Source organism: Cryobacterium sp. GrIS_2_6 (genome assembly GCF_035984545.1).
Lineage (GTDB): Bacteria > Actinomycetota > Actinomycetes > Actinomycetales > Microbacteriaceae > Cryobacterium.
Genome location: NZ_JAXCHP010000001.1, coordinates 3,780,227 through 3,795,132, shown reverse-complemented (window position 1 = coordinate 3,795,132; position 14,906 = coordinate 3,780,227). Strand labels below are relative to the sequence as shown.

Here is a 14,906-nt window from a genome sequence, read left to right as displayed (position 1 = left end):
TTCGACGGAGTTTTTCGATTCTGAACCGGTTCAACACGCCTCTCGGGTACTCAAAACCCAAAAAGTCCGTCGAATTCGTTAGGGACGAGCGAAGCGGGAGACCGCGGCGAGGGCAGCGTCGAGGTCGGCGATCAGGTCGGCCTTGTCCTCGATGCCGACGGAGAGGCGGATGATGTTGTCGGCGACCTCGAGTTCGGTTCCGCGCACCGAGGCGTGCGTCATCTCGGCGGGGTAGTTCACGAGGGACTCGACGCCGCCGAGGGACTCGGCGAGCTGGAAGAGCTTCGTGGACTCGGCGAAGGCGCGGGCCGCGGCGGCCCCGCCGGCGAACGCGATCGAGAGCATGCCGCCGAAGCCGCTCATCTGGCGTTTGGCGAGCTCGTGGCCGGGGTGGTTCGGCAGGCCGGGGTAGTAGACGGCTTCGAGGGCTGGATGGCCGTCGAGGTGTTCGGCGATCGCCTGCGCGTTGGAGCAGTGTCGGTCCATCCGCACCGAGAGGGTCTTGATGCCGCGCACGGTGAGCCAGGCGTCGAGGGGCGCGGAGACGGGTCCGGTGGCGAACTGCAGGAACTGCGCCTTCTGGTAGAGCGCATCGTCATTGATCACGAGGGCCCCGCCGAGGACGTCGGAGTGACCGCCGAGGTACTTGGTGGTCGAGTGCACGACGACGTCGGCGCCGAACGCCAGCGGATGCTGCAGGGCGGGGCTCGCAAACGTGTTGTCGACGATCACGGTGACGCCGAAACGATGCCCGATCGCGGCCAGCGCGCCGATGTCGCTGATCTTCATGAGGGGGTTGCTCGGCGTCTCGACCCAGAGGATCTTCGTTTCACCGGGAATGATCGCGGCCTCGACGGCGGCGAGATCGGACAGGTCCACGGTCGTGTTGCGGATGCCGACCGCGCCGTGAACCGTGTTGATCAGACGGTGCGTTCCGCCGTAGACGTCGTTGCCGAGCACGATGTGATCGCCGGGCGCGAGCAGGGCACGCAGGATGGTGTCCTCCGCGGCGAGGCCGCTCGCGAACGACAGGCCGTGCGCGCCACCCTCCAGGGCGGCGAGCAAGGTCTCGAGAACGGTGCGCGTCGGGTTCCCGCCGCGGCTGTATTCGTAGCCGCCGCGCAGGTGGCCGATGCTCTCCTGGACATAGGTCGAGGTCAGGTAGACCGGCGGGATGACGGCTCCGGTCGTCGGGTCGAATTCCTGTCCGGCGTGGATGGCGAGGGTGTCGAAGTTCGGGGTGCTGGGCATCCGTGGGTCCTTTGGTGGTTGGCGCTCAGGCGCTGAGGTAGGTGAGGAGGTCGTGGCGGGTGATGACGCCGAGGGGCTTGCCATCGGCGGTGACGAGGAGGGCATCGTCGTGGGCGAAGGCGGCACGGGCGGCCGCGACGGGTTCGTTGACGCCGATCATCGGCAGGGAATCACCGACATAGGCGCTGACCTTGTCGGTGAGTTTCGCCTCACCGGAGAAGACGAGCTCCATCAGGTGGCGCTCGTCGATCGCGCCGAGCACCTCGCCCATCACGACCGGCGGCTTGGCGGTCAACACGAGCAGCTGGGAGACGCTCGAAACGGTCATGGCCTCGATCGCGTCGCGCACGGTGTCGATCGGGTGCACGTAGACGAAGGCAGGCAGGGTGCCGGTCTTGCTCTCGAGGAGGTCTGCCACGGTGTGCCCGGCCGGGGCGTTGCTGAAGCCGTAGCTGCGCATCCACTTGTCGTTGAAGATCTTGCCGAGGTAGCCGCGACCGCCGTCGGGCAGCAGCACGACGACGACGGCGTCGGCCGGGAGGGTCGCGGCGGCGCGAAGGGCCGCGACGACGGCCATGCCGCTCGAACCGCCGACGAGGATGCCCTCTTCGAGCGCGAGGCGCCTGGTCATGGCGAAGGAGTCGGCGTCAGAGACGGCGATGACCTCATGCACGACGGCGGGGTCGTATGCCGCCGGCCAGAAGTCCTCGCCGACGCCTTCGACGAGGTAGGGCCTGCCGGTGCCGCCGGAGTAGACCGAGCCTTCCGGGTCCGCGCCGATGATCCGGACCGTGTCGCCGGAAACCTCCCGCAGGTAGCGCCCGGTTCCGGTGATCGTGCCGCCGGTGCCGACGCCCGCGACGAAGTGGGTGACGGTGCCCTCGGTGTCGCGCCAGATCTCCGGCCCGGTCGACTCGTAGTGGCTGAGCGGCCCGTTCGGGTTGGCGTACTGGTTGGGCTTGAAGGCGCCGGGGATCTCCCGGGCGAGCCGGTCGGAGACGCTGTAGTACGACTCGGGGGCGTCGGGGGCGACGGATGTCGGGGTCACGACGACCTCGGCGCCGTACGCGGTGAGAACGTTGCGCTTGTCTTCGCCGACCTTGTCCGGAAGCACGAACACGCACCGGTAGCCGCGCTGCTGCGCGACCAGGGCGAGGCCGACGCCGGTGTTGCCGGACGTGGGCTCGACGATGGTCCCGCCGGGCAACAGCAGGCCGTCACGCTCGGCAGCGTCGATGATGCGGGTCGCGATCCGGTCTTTCGCGGAGCCGCCCGGGTTGAAGTACTCGAGCTTGACCAGCACGGTCGCGCTGATCCCCTCGGTGACCTTGTTCAGTTTGACCAGCGGCGTGTTGCCGATGAGGTCGAGGATGGTGTCTGCAATCTTCATGGAAGATCCTTCGTCGAGGTGTCGTGAATGTCACCGCGCGGCCTGGGGCTCACGCACGGGACGGGCGAGGAGTGATCGGGGTCGGACGTCAGGGTCGGTCAGCGACCCGGACAGCACGGACACTTCAGACGGACGAGCACCCTTCAACTCTAGTACCGCTCGTCGGAGAGCGGGCGGGGCGGAATCGGGCGGGCGCTCGGGGCCACGGCCGGGACGGCGCCCGGGCTCGTAACCTGCTCGGAGTAGAGCCGCGCATAGACGCCGTTCGCGGCGAGCAGGCCGCCGTGGGTCCCGCTCTCGACGATCCGGCCGCCGTCGACGACGAAGATCACGTCGGCCGCGACGATCGTCGAGAGCCGGTGAGCGATCGCGATCGTGGTGCGGCCACGGGACGCGGTGTCGAGTGCCGCCTGCACGACGCGCTCTGAAATGGCGTCGAGGGCGCTCGTCGCCTCGTCGAGGATGAGCACTTCCGGGTTCTTCAGGAGCACCCTGGCGATGGCGATGCGTTGCTTTTCGCCGCCGGAGAGCCGGTACCCGCGCTCGCCGACGACCGTGTCGTAGCCGGCGGGGAAGGACGCGATCGTGTCGTGGATGCTCGCGGACCGGGCGGCGGCCTCGAGTTCGTCCGGCGTGGCATCCGGTTTCGCGTAGCGGAGGTTCTCGGCGATGGTCGCGTGGAAAAGATAGGTCTCCTGGCTCACGATGCCGATGTGGGAGACGAGGGACTGCTGGGCGAGATCGCGCACGTCGATGCCGCCGAACAGGACCCGCCCTTCCTTCGCCTCGTAGAAGCGGGGAATCAGGTAGGAGACGGTCGTCTTCCCGGCGCCGGACGGCCCGACGAACGCGGCGAACTGGCCGGGCTCGATCGTGAACGAGACCTGATCGAGGGTGGGCCGGGACTCACCGGCGGCATCCGGATAGGCGAACGTGACGGCGTCGAATTCGACGCGACCGGTGGCGGGGCCGGTCTCGGGCACCGCGGGCGCGTCCGGGGAATCCTGGATCGCCGGGACGAGGTCGAGGTACTGGAAGATCCGCGCGAAGAGGGCGCTCGAGGTCTGCAGGTCGAGTGCGACCCGCATCAGGCCGAGCAGGGGGAACAGCAGCCGGGACTGCACCGTCGTGAACGCGACGATCGTGCCGGCGGTGATGTCGGCGGAACCGTTGCTCATCAACAGGCCGGCGACCAGGTACACGATCGCGGGGATGCTCGAGAGGAAAATGCTGACCATGGCGAAGAACCACTGGCCGCTCATCTGCTGGCTGACCTGCAGGCGCACCTGGTTGTCGTTCTCGTCCGAGTAGCGGCCGATCTCGGCCTGCTGCCGGGTGAAGCTCTTGGAGAGCAGTATCCCGGAGACGCTCAGGGTCTCCTGCGTGATCGCGGTCATGTCGGAGAGCGATTCCTGGGTCTTCGCCGCGATCCGGGCGCGGACCTGGCCGACGCGGCGCTGGGCGATCACAAGGATCGGCATCAGGATCAGGGCGACGATCGTGAGCTGCCAGTCGAGCAGGAGCATCGCGACGAACGCGGCGATCACGGTGACGGCGTTCCCGAGCAGGCTCGAGATGGTGTTCGTGAGCACACTCGCGACGCCGCCGACGTCGTTCTGCAGCCGCGACTGGATGATCCCGGTCTTGGTGCGGGTGAAGAAGTTCAGCTCCATGGCCTGCAGGTGGGTGAACAGCCGCACGCGCAGGGCGCCCATCACGGTGTTGCCGACGCTCGCGGTGAGCCAGGTCTGCCACACCCCGAGCAGCTGGGAACCGAGGTAGATCGCGATCATGAGCCCGACGAGGGTCGCGAGGCGGGGCAGGTTGGGCTCTCCCCCCGGCGGGAACAGGCCCTCGTCGAAGGCGCGCTGCACGAGCAGCGGCGGGACCACCGAGAGCGCGGCGCTGATGATCACGAGCACAACGGTGACAGTGAGCGCGGTGCGGTGCGGCGTGAACAGCGCGGCAATCCTGCCGAGCAGGTTCGGTATCCGCGGTGCTTCGGCGTTCTCGGCGCGCTGGGCGACGGGATCACCGCCGCTGATCCGCCCGCGCGGGCGTCCGTACTGTCCAGGCCGGCCGGAGGGGGCTGACCCGCCACCGTGGCCGTGCATTGCACTCATGAAGCCAGCCTAAGCGTCGCCGCTGCGGTATCCGCTCGCCTGCAGGGCACGCAACTGTGCCCGCTCCGGACAACTGTTCCCGTTGCGCGGGGCACAGGTGTCCGATAAGGGCACAGTTGTTGTCCGAGCGGATGCCCGGGCCTGGTCAGCCCTTCGTCGAGCCGGCCAGCAGCCCGCGCACGAAGTACCGCTGCAGGCTGAAGAACACGATCAGAGGCACGATCAGCGACACGAAAGCCGCGGCCGTGAGGCGCTGCCAGTCCTGCCCACGGGTACCGGTGAGTTCGGCCAGGCGCTGCGTGAGCGGTGCGACATCCGGCGTGCCACCCGAGAAGATCAGGGCGACGAGCAAGTCGTTCCAGACCCAGAGGAACTGGAAGATCGCGAAGGACGCGAGCGCGGGCACCGCGAGAGGCAGCACGATCCGGAAGAAGACCTGCCCGTGGCTGGCGCCGTCGACCCTGGCCGCTTCGATGACCTCGCTCGGGATCTCGGAGATGAAGTTGTGCAGCAGGAAGATCGCCAACGGCAGTGCGAAGATCGTGTGCGCGATCCAGACCGGCAGGTAGTTCTGCGCCGGGATCATCGGGATCAGCTGGTGGAGCGCCTCCTGCCCCGGCTTCAGGATCGCGGTGAACATCTGGAGCAGCGGGATCAGCGCGAGCTGCAGGGGTACGATCTGCAGCGCGAACACGAGCACGAAGAGTGCGCCACTTCCCTTGAACTTGATCCAGGCGAAGGCGTACGCGGCCATCGAGGCGATCACGAGGGGGAAGATCGTGGCGGGGATCGCGATCGCGAGGGAGTTCACGAAGTACGCGCCGAGCTGCGGGGAGGACTGCGAGGTGGAGAGCAGTACCTCTTTGTAGTTGTCGAGCGTGAAGCCCGGGTTCTGCAGGATGGTCCACCACCCCGTCGTGGTGATCAGCCCGGCGGGCCGGAAGGAGGACACGAACAGGCCGAAGGTCGGCAGCGTCCAGAGGATCGCGATGACGAGCGACACGACCGTCGCCATGCGCGACGTGAGGCGCCGTTTCACCCTGGCCGACTTGGTGCCGACGGTGACGACCTCGAGGGCATTCTTCTTGGTGCCGACGATGGGCAGGTCGACTACGTTGTCGCTCATCGGATCTCCCTCTGCTTGCGTATGATTCGTACGTTGTAGATGACAATCGGCAGCACCATCAGGAACAGCACGATCGCGAGCGCAGCGCCGCGACCCTGCTCACCGGCTCGGAATGCCTGCGTGTACATCTCGTTTGCGATGACGCTCGTGTTGAAGTTGCCGGCGGTCATCGTGCGCACGATGTCAAAGACTTTGAGGGTGGCGATCGAGATAGTCGTGATCACGACGACGAGCGAGCCCCGGATGCCGGGGATCGTCACGTTGGTGAATCGCTGCCAGGCGTTGGTTCCGTCGAGTTCGGCGGCCTCGATCTGCTCGGTCGGGACCCCCTTGATCGCTGCAGAGAGGATGACCATGGCGAATCCGGTCTGGATCCAGATCATCACGATGATCAGGAGGAAGGTATTGATCGGCGACGTCTGGAGCCACTGCACCGGCTGGCCGCCGAGCCAGACCACGATCTGGTTCAGGAGGCCGATCTGGTCGCTTCCTCCGGATTTGTAGTCGTAGATGAAGCGCCAGATGATTCCGGCGCCGACGAAGGAGATCGCCATCGGCATGAAGACGAGGGCCTTGAAGTATTTCTCTCCCCGGGACTTGTCGATGAAGACCGCGTAGCCGAGGCCGATGGCCGTTGAGATCGTCGGCACGACGACAACCCAGATCAGGGTGTTGCCCAGGGTGATCAGAGCAGCCGGCTGGGTGAACATCCAGACGAAGTTCTCGGCGCCGACATAGGCACCCGAACTGTTGGTGAACGCCAGGAGGGAGGTACGGAAGGCCGGGTAGATCAAACCGGCAAGCAGCAGGAGGAGGGCGGGTGCGATGAAGAAGGTCAGCTGCCAATAGTCGCGCCCGCGTTTGGGCGCCCTGTCGATCAGGAAAAGCAGGAGACCGATGACGAGCGCGAACGCTGCCAGTGCCCCCACTACCTGGATTATCTTTCCCAGTAAGTCTGCGGTCGTCATTGGCCGGTCCCTTCAATCGTGCGCGAAGCGGTCGTGCGAGGGGTCGCGTGGAGGTCGTGTGGGTGGTGCGGGTCGTGCGGGAGACAGGTGGCGGGGCCCGCCGACTTCTCGGCAGGCCCCGCCCCGGTTGGGGCATCCGCGAGCGGATGCCCCGGGGAACTAGCTCTTCGGCCAGCTCGCCTCAATGGTGTCCGTGACCTTCTGGCTGCTGTCGCCGCTCAGCCAGGACACGATGCCCTTCCAGAACGAGTCGGTGCCGACGGCACCCGGCATCAGGTCGGAACCGTCGAAACGGAACACCGTCTTCGGATCCTGCAGGATGGTGATGCTCTGCTTGAGCAGGTCGCTCGAGGCGTTCGCGGGGTCGAGGCCGGTGTTGGCGCTGATCACGCCGCCCTCCTTGACCCGGTTGTTCGCCCAGGTGTCACTGGACAGGTAGCTGAGCACTGCAGTGATCGAGTCGCTCGTCTTGAAGGCTCCGACGAGCTCGCCGCCACCGGTGACCGCCTGGTCGCCGCCGGCCTTGACCGGCGGAAGCAGGAACGCGTAGACATCGCCCGTGGGGGAAACCGTCACTGCGGAGCCGTCCGCCTTCTTCCAGAAGCCCTCGTAGAACGAGGCCTGGTGGTGCAGGGAGCACTTGCCGTCCAGGATCGGGAGGCCCGCGTCGCCGAACTGCGTGGAGATGATCGACGAGACATCGCCGAGACCGCCGTTGACGTCGTCCGGGTTCTTGAGGATCGCGCCGACGGAGTCGAACGCCTTCACGATGGCGGGGTCGTTGAACGGGATCTTGTGCGTGACCCACTTGTCGTAGGTGTCCGCGCCGGCCTGGCGCAGCACGTAGTCCTCGACCCAGTCCGTTCCCGGCCAGCCGGTTGCGTCACCGGAACCGACACCGGCACACCACGGCTTGTGGTCGCCGTCCGCCGCGATCTTGGCGGTGAGGGCGGTCAGCTCATCGAGGGTCTTCGGGATTTCGTAGCCCTTTGCCTTGAATTCCGCGGGCGAGTACCAGACGTAGCCCTTGACGCTCGCCATCAGCGGGGCGGCGTAGAAGGTGCCATCCGCCGCGGTGCCATAGCCCTTCCAGTCCTTCGACCACCACTTGTCGACGTTCGCCTCGACGGCGGCCGGCGCCTTCTTGAGGAAGCCGGCAGCGGCGAGCTTGTTGAAGAGGCCCGGCTGCGGGATGATGCCGATGTCGGGGGCGTTGCCACCCTCGGCGAGCACCGCGATCTGGGCTTCGAATTCCTTGGTGCCCTGGTAGGTGACCTTGATGCCCGTGCAGGACTGGAAGTCGGCCCACGAGTTGACGAGGCGATCGGCCTCGACGTCCTGAATGGTGCCGCCGATCTTGACCTCGGGGCTGTCCTTGAACGTCCCGTAGGACGCGTAGTCGGCACAGTTGGACGACGACGAACTGGATGCGGCGATGTCGCCCGTGCATCCGGTCAGGGCGAGTCCGACGACGGCCGCGGTGGCCAGCGGCAGGTAGAACCGGCGGTGCTGCTTCACGCTCATGCGTTTCTCCTCATTGAGTGATGCGGGTACGCAAGCTATGCGGTTCACGTACCGAAATGTGATGCGGGACTGTGGTGCGGGACTGTACTGCGGGAATCATGAACTGCAATACGGGATCGTGCCGGTATCCGATTCCCCTGCCTTCGTACGTAAGGAACCGGTTCCACATCACAAACTACGGGAGGTCGGCGGGATTGGCAAGACAATCTTTGTCACGAAATCGCAAAGATTCCGCCGATGATCGCGCGACCACGCACACGCTGGCATTAAATGTGTCACAGTTCAGCCCTTTCTGCTGGAACCGGTTCCAGTAACGGCGAAAGGAGCGCTACTCTTTCGTTACCGATCCAAAGGAGGACGAGTCGTGAGCGCAATCGCCGACGTGGCACGCCTCGCAGGGGTGGCAAAGGCGACGGCATCCCGCGCGCTCAGCGGTCGCGGTTACGTTTCGGAGGCGACCCGGCTCCGGGTCGTCGCGGCCGCGAGGGAGATCGGCTACGTCGCCTCACCGAATGCCGCGAGCCTCGTGACCGGGCGCACGAAGAACGTCGGCGTGATCATCCCGTTCATCAGCCGGTGGTTCTTCTCCGAGGTGCTCGAGAGCCTCGAACAGGCCCTGCTTGCAGAGGGCTACGACATGACTCTCTACAACCTCCCGGCGGCGTCTGCCGAACGCGACAGCGTCTTCGAGTACTTCCTCGCTCGCAAACGGTTCGACGGGGTCATCTCGGTCGGCGTCGCCCTGAGCGAGGCGGAGGTCGATCGACTTCACCGCCTCGGCAGGCCGTTGATCGGCATCGGCGGGCCGATCAGGGACGTGCACACGATCGCGATCGACGATGTCGCGACAGCGCGGCTCGCGACCGAACACCTGCTCGGCCTCGGCCACGTCGACGTCGTGCACGTCGGCGGAGATCCGATCGACGAGATGGACTTCCGGGTGCACAGTCAACGCCTCAGCGGCTTCTACTCCGCAATGCGCGACGCTGGCCGATCGACGGACCGATGCTTCTACCCCTGTGAATTCAGCTTGCCCGGCGGCTACGAGGTGGGGTTGTCCGTGCTCGGCGACCCGCGTACCCGTCCGACCGCGGTCTTCGCCGCGAGCGACGAAATCGCCATCGGCGTCATCGTCGCGGCGCGGGAACTCGGCATCCAGGTGCCGGCCGAGTTGTCCGTGATCGGCATCGACGGGCATCCGTACGCGGACATGTTCCGCCTCACGACCCTGGAACAGCATCCACGCAGGCAGGGGCGCCTCGCCGTGAGCGCGCTCCTGGCCGAGCTCGCGCGCCCGACGGAAGCGGACGCGCGGCTCGAGGAGGACGGATACCTCACGGTGCTGCCGACCAACCTCGTGATCCGTTCGAGCACGAGCGGCCCGCACCGGCCACGCCGTTAGCTGTCTCCGGCGCCGATCGCCTCTGCCTCTTCGAACTCGTCCTCCATCGCACCGTCAGCACGGGCGAGATGGCGGTGGCCGAGCATGAGAATCGCGACGGCCACGAACACGGATGCCGCCCCGGCGTAGAACGGGACCGCCGGCCCGAAGAACTCCGCGAGCAGGGTTGCGGCAGGCGGCGCGATCGCCCCGCCGAGGAACCGCACGCCCGAATAGGCCGAGGACGCCACCGGACGCGGCAGGTCCGTCGCCTCCATCACGGATTCGGTGAGCACGGTGTTGAGCACGCCGAGCAGCAGCCCGCCGACGATGACGCACGTGACGACACCGGCGGCCGAGCCGATCAGCACGCCCGCTGCCGCCAGGTCGAGGGCGAGCACGGGCAGCACGAGCCAGAGTACCCGGCTGCGGCGCATCCGCCTGGTCAGGACCGGGGCGACCCAGACAGAGGTGACGGCGAGCGAGATGCCCCAGCCGAAGAAGACCAGGCCGAGGGTGATCGCACTGCCCAGGCCGAGCGGAACGAGCGCGAACGGCGTGTACGCGAGCAGCACGAAGAAGCCGATGTTGTAGAACAGGGCCGCGCTCGCGAGGATGCCGAGCCCCGGCCGGGCGAGCGCCCGGAAGGGTGCGGACAGCCGGATCGGCGCCGGCTTCTGCGGCTCCTTCTTCAGCATCACGATGATCGCGACGAAACCGATCGCCATCAGCGCCGCGCTGCCGAAGAACGGCCCACGCCAGCTGATGCTGCCGAGCAGCCCGCCGATGAGCGGGCCGATCGCGATGCCGAGCCCGAGGGCCGCCTCGTACAGGATGATCGCCGAGGAGGTGCCTCCGGATGCCGCACCGACGATGGTCGCGAGCGCGGTCGAGATGAAGAGGGCGTTGCCGAGGCCCCAGCCGGCGCGGAAGCCGATGATGGTCTCGACGTTCTGCGACAGGCCGGCAGCGAGCGCGAACACGACAATGAGCGCGAGGCCGATCAGCAGGGTGCGCTTGGCGCCGATCCGGCTCGACAGCCAGCTCGTGAAGAACATCGCGATCCCGGTGATCACGAGGTAGCTCGTGAAGAGCATCTCGGTCTGGGTCGGGCTCGCGGCGAGGTCGCGGGCGATCGCAGGCAGGATCGGGTCGACGAGGCCGATGCCCATGAACGCGATCACGCACGCGAAGGCGACGGCCCAGACCGCCGTCGGCTGGTGCAGGATGCTGCCGGCGCCTTCCCGGCGGCCGTGCACGTCGGTCGCGGTGGGGGTTCCGTGTTCCGCCATCGCGGTTACGCGGCTCACGCGCGGGCTCCGGCCGGAGTGCCGGCCGGACGGCCAGGCGCAGGCGCAGACGCAGGCATGGCTGGCTGAGCGCCGGCCGGTACCCGCTCCACGGGAACCTCGCTGCCGTCGAGGCGTTCGCGCAGGATGTCGACGGCGTTGCGGATCGTGGCGAGCTCGGCATCCGCCAGCCCGTCGAACATCGGCAGCAGGGCTTCGGCGAGTTCGCTGCGCCAGGCGGACAGCGCGGCGTCGCCGGCAGCAGTGATCACGGTGCTCGTGACGCGGGCGTCGAGCGGGTCGGCGAGGCGGGCGGCCCAGCCGCGTTCGACGAGGTGGGCGACGAGCTTGGTGGCGGTCGGCTGCGAGATGCGGCTGCGGGCGGCGATCTCGCCGAGGCGGATCGGACCGAGCTGGCGGAGCACACTCAGGGTGCGCCAGACGGCCGGCGACTCCCGGCTGTCCGCGGCGTGGGCGGCGACCCGGGTGAGCCGGTGGTTCACGGTGATCAGGTCACCGAGGAGAGCGGGAAGGTCAGAAGGCATTCCTCCACTGTACATAGCTTGGCTATCTATGTCCATAGCCCGGCTATGTACCTCCGCCCGCGCCCGGGTCCGGTCGGGTTAAACAGCAGAAGGCGCCGCATCCAGTGGATGCGACGCCCTGCGTGTTGCGAATCGAACGACTGACGCCTGTCGACCTCGAGTGAACCCCCTGGGGGGCCCGACTACTTGAGGGTGACGGTGGCGCCGGCGGCCTCGAGGGAAGCCTTGCCCTTTTCGGCAGCTTCCTTCGTGACGCCCTCGAGAACGGCCTTCGGCGCGCCATCGACAACGGCCTTGGCCTCGCCGAGGCCCAGGCTGGTGAGCTCGCGCACAACCTTGATGACCTGGATCTTCTTGTCGCCAACGGACTCGAGGATGACGTCGAAGGCGCTCTGCTCTTCGACCTCTTCAACGGCGGCGGCGGGGCCAGCGGCACCGGCGACGGCGACGGGGGCTGCTGCGGTGACCTCGAAGGTCTCCTCGAACGCCTTGACGAACTCGGAAAGCTCGATGAGGGTCAGGCCCTTGAACTGTTCGAGCAATTCTTCGGTGGAAAGCTTTGCCATGATTATTCTCCCTATAGTTTCTTAGTTACTCACCGCTAGCAGGCCTATGCCTGGTTCGCGGACTCCTGCTTCTCACGCAGCGCTTCGATGGTGCGAACAGCCTTCGAAAGCGGTGCGTTGAACAGATATGCGGCTCCGAACAGCGAGGCCTTGAACGCGCCGGCCAGCTTGGCCAGCAGCACTTCACGGGACTCGAGGTCGGCGAGCTTGCCTACCTCTTCGGCAGTGAGCGGGCTACCGTCGAAGTAACCACCCTTCACTACCAGGAGAGGGTTTGCCTTGGTAAAGGCACGCAGGGTCTTCGCGACGGCGACGGGGTCTCCGTGCACGAAGGCGATGGCGGACGGGCCGGCGAGTTCGTCGTCAAACGACGTGATGCCGGCGTTGTTGGCCGCAATCTTGGTGAGCGTGTTCTTTACCACGGCGTACGTGGCGTCCGCACTGATGGAAACGCGCAGCGTCTTGAGCTGCGCAACAGTGAGACCGCGGTACTCGGTGAGCAGAACGGCGGTCGAGCTCTGGAATTTCTCCGTCAGCTCGGCGACCGTTGCTTCCTTGTTCGCCATGGCGCTCCTCTTGGTTTCATGTGCCGGTAGCCCGGGGCGCAGACATGAAAAAAGCCCCAGCGCAAGCGCCGGAGCTGAGCAGTTCTTGCGAACTGAAACTGAACTTCGATTCCTGCGCGGGCCGTTCACATGAGTGAACCTTCGGTCACCGTCCATTACTGGACAGCGACAACCGGCGGTCTTTGGCTTCGTTTACTGTAACGGATGCCGCTGGCCGGCGCAAATCGCGGCATCCGCCCCTCAGCCGGTGAGCAGAACGGCATAAGTAGTTGACCTGAGTCCACTATCGAGATATAGTTGACGCTTATCAATTACACGGCCCAGGAGTTTCATGTCTCGCGTTTCATCCGTTCGTACCGCTCCACCGCAGAACTCGCAGGACCGACAGCCCCTCCCCCACCGCGACTCGGACACGCCGATGTCGAAGCGGCAGGTGCTCGAGGCCCTCTCCGGCCTGCTGATGGGCATGTTCGTCTCGATCCTCGCCGGCACCGTCGTCAGCACGTCGCTGCCGCTCATCCTCTCCGACCTGCACGGTGACCAGTCCGCATACACCTGGGTCGTCACGGCGACCCTGCTCGCGACGACCGTGAGCACGCCGATCTGGGGCAAATTCGCCGACCTCTTCGACCGCAAGCTGCTCATCCAGCTCTCCCTCGTGGTGTTCGTCCTCGGTTCCGCACTCGCCGGCTTCTCGCAGAACACCGGCACCCTGATCAGCTTCCGGGTGCTGCAGGGCCTCGGCGCCGGCGGCCTCGCCGCGCTCAGCCAGATCATCATGGCCGACATCATCAGCCCCCGCGACCGCGGGCGGTACGCCGGGCTGTTCGGCGCTGTCCTCGCCCTCGGCACCGTGGGCGGTCCGCTCCTCGGCGGTGTCGTGACGGATGCCTTCGGCTGGCGCTGGAACTTCTTCATCGCCCTGCCCGTCGCGATCCTCGCGATCATCCTGCTGCAGCGCACCCTGCACCTCCCGGCCAGGGTCAAGCGGGTCGTCACGATCGACTACCTCGGCGCGATCCTGATCACTGCGGGCATGTCGCTCCTGATGATCTGGGTAACCATCGCCGGCACCCAGTTCGAGTGGGCATCCGTGCCCTCGTTCCTGATGGTCGGCGGCGCTGTCGTCCTGCTCGTCGCCGCGGTGTTCGTGGAGTTCAAAGTCAGCGAGCCGATCATCCCGCTCACCCTGTTCCGCAACCGCACCTTCACCCTCGCGGTGATCGCCAGCATCTCGGTCGGCGTGTCCATGTTCGGCACCTCCGTCTTCCTCAGCCAGTACATGCAGCTCGCCCGGGGAGCCACGCCGACCCAGTCCGGCCTGCTGACCATCCCGATGATGGGCGGCTACCTGATCTGCTCGGTCACCTTCGGCACCCTGATCAGCCGCACGGGCAAGTGGAAGGCGATCATGGTCTCTGGCGGAGCGCTCGTGATCGTCGGCCTGCTGCTCCTCGGCACCCTCGACTACCGGACCGATCTCGTGCTCGTCGGCGTCTACATGTTCGTGCTCGGCTCCGGCCTCGGCATGCTGATGCAGAACCTCGTGCTCGTCGTGCAGAACTCGATCGAGGTCAGACACCTCGGCGTCGCCACGAGCAGCGTCACCTTCTTCCGCAGCCTCGGCGGAACGATCGGCGTCTCGGTCCTCGGCTCTGTGCTCGGAACGGCGGTCGCGCAGCACATCACCGACGGCGTCGGCACGCTCAGCGCCCCCGACAAGATGGCCGCGGCGAGCGCACTCGGCTCCGGCGCCATCCCGCGCATCGCGGACCTCCCGGCCGCGGTGCGCACCCTCGTCGAATCCGCGTACGGATCCGGCGTCGGCACGGTCTTCCTGCTCGGCATCCCGCTCGCCGTTATCACCCTCGTGATGGTCACCCTGCTGCCGAATGCGTCCCTGGGGAGGAAGACAGGCATCTCCAGGGCCCGTGAAGGTTCCGGGGCCGGCACTTCGGCCGGGCACACCGGCGTGACTGCCGCGAAGCGCGCCGCAGAGGACAAGGCCGAGCGCGCTGCCGAGCGCGAAACCGAGGTCGAGGAGATGGAAGACATCCTGATCGAGGTGAGCGCGGCATCCGCCGGCCTCGCCCCGGCCGGGCTCAACAACCCGACCGGGGTCATTCACCTGCCGAAGGACGACCAGCCCGGCGCGCACAGAGTCAGTAGTCTGTGAC

Annotated in this window: 12 protein-coding genes; 2 read left to right on the top strand and 10 right to left on the bottom strand. The window is 66.7% G+C overall.

Annotation, left to right across the window (positions count from 1 at the left end):
• Positions 1 to 78: 78 nt before the first annotated feature.
• From RCH22_RS18395 to RCH22_RS18370, 6 genes are all read right to left on the bottom strand, one after another.
• Positions 79 to 1,251, bottom strand: coding sequence for a cystathionine gamma-synthase (locus tag RCH22_RS18395; protein ID WP_327015079.1), 1,173 nt, complete (start codon positions 1,249 to 1,251; stop codon positions 79 to 81).
• A gap of 25 nt (positions 1,252 to 1,276) precedes the next feature.
• On the bottom strand, positions 1,277 to 2,641 hold the full coding sequence (locus tag RCH22_RS18390; RefSeq protein ID WP_327015078.1) for a cystathionine beta-synthase: 1,365 nt from the start codon (positions 2,639 to 2,641) through the stop codon (positions 1,277 to 1,279).
• A gap of 149 nt (positions 2,642 to 2,790) precedes the next feature.
• Positions 2,791 to 4,755 (bottom strand): ABC transporter ATP-binding protein, encoded by a 1,965-nt coding sequence (locus tag RCH22_RS18385; RefSeq protein ID WP_327015570.1) that lies wholly within the window; start codon positions 4,753 to 4,755, stop codon positions 2,791 to 2,793.
• A 154-nt stretch (positions 4,756 to 4,909) separates the two neighbouring features.
• Positions 4,910 to 5,890, bottom strand: a complete 981-nt coding sequence (locus tag RCH22_RS18380; protein WP_327015077.1) for a carbohydrate ABC transporter permease — start codon at positions 5,888 to 5,890, stop codon at positions 4,910 to 4,912.
• Complete coding sequence (locus tag RCH22_RS18375) at positions 5,887 to 6,858, bottom strand: sugar ABC transporter permease (protein WP_327015076.1); 972 nt, start codon at positions 6,856 to 6,858, stop codon at positions 5,887 to 5,889. The genes RCH22_RS18380 and RCH22_RS18375 overlap by 4 nt, the downstream gene beginning before the upstream one ends.
• Before the next feature lie 159 nt (positions 6,859 to 7,017).
• A complete protein-coding gene (locus RCH22_RS18370) occupies positions 7,018 to 8,382 on the bottom strand; it encodes an ABC transporter substrate-binding protein (protein ID WP_327015075.1) in 1,365 nt (454 codons plus the stop codon).
• A 364-nt stretch (positions 8,383 to 8,746) separates the two neighbouring features.
• Here RCH22_RS18370 and RCH22_RS18365 point away from each other — a divergent pair, with 364 nt between their 5' ends.
• Complete coding sequence (locus RCH22_RS18365) at positions 8,747 to 9,784, top strand: LacI family DNA-binding transcriptional regulator (protein ID WP_327015074.1); 1,038 nt, start codon at positions 8,747 to 8,749, stop codon at positions 9,782 to 9,784.
• Here the strand turns inward: RCH22_RS18365 and RCH22_RS18360 are convergent.
• From RCH22_RS18360 to rplJ, 4 genes are all read right to left on the bottom strand, one after another.
• Positions 9,781 to 11,055 carry an MFS transporter gene (locus tag RCH22_RS18360; protein WP_327015569.1) on the bottom strand — a complete coding sequence of 425 codons (1,275 nt, stop codon included), beginning with the start codon at positions 11,053 to 11,055 and terminating at the stop codon, positions 9,781 to 9,783. The two genes, RCH22_RS18365 and RCH22_RS18360, sit on opposite strands and share 4 nt — an antisense overlap.
• Positions 11,056 to 11,069: 14 nt before the next feature.
• Positions 11,070 to 11,597 (bottom strand): MarR family transcriptional regulator, encoded by a 528-nt coding sequence (locus tag RCH22_RS18355; RefSeq protein ID WP_327015073.1) that lies wholly within the window; start codon positions 11,595 to 11,597, stop codon positions 11,070 to 11,072.
• Between the two features lie 182 nt (positions 11,598 to 11,779).
• A complete protein-coding gene (gene rplL, locus RCH22_RS18350; RefSeq protein ID WP_134446737.1) occupies positions 11,780 to 12,163 on the bottom strand; it encodes a 50S ribosomal protein L7/L12 in 384 nt (127 codons plus the stop codon).
• A gap of 44 nt (positions 12,164 to 12,207) precedes the next feature.
• Entirely contained in the window at positions 12,208 to 12,729 is a 522-nt protein-coding gene (rplJ, locus tag RCH22_RS18345; protein WP_134446735.1) for a 50S ribosomal protein L10, read from the bottom strand.
• 418 nt (positions 12,730 to 13,147) lie between these two features.
• Here rplJ and RCH22_RS18340 point away from each other — a divergent pair, with 418 nt between their 5' ends.
• Positions 13,148 to 14,905: an MDR family MFS transporter gene (locus RCH22_RS18340; protein ID WP_327015072.1), complete on the top strand. Its 1,758-nt coding sequence runs from the start codon at positions 13,148 to 13,150 to the stop codon at positions 14,903 to 14,905.
• Position 14,906 lies beyond the last annotated feature (1 nt).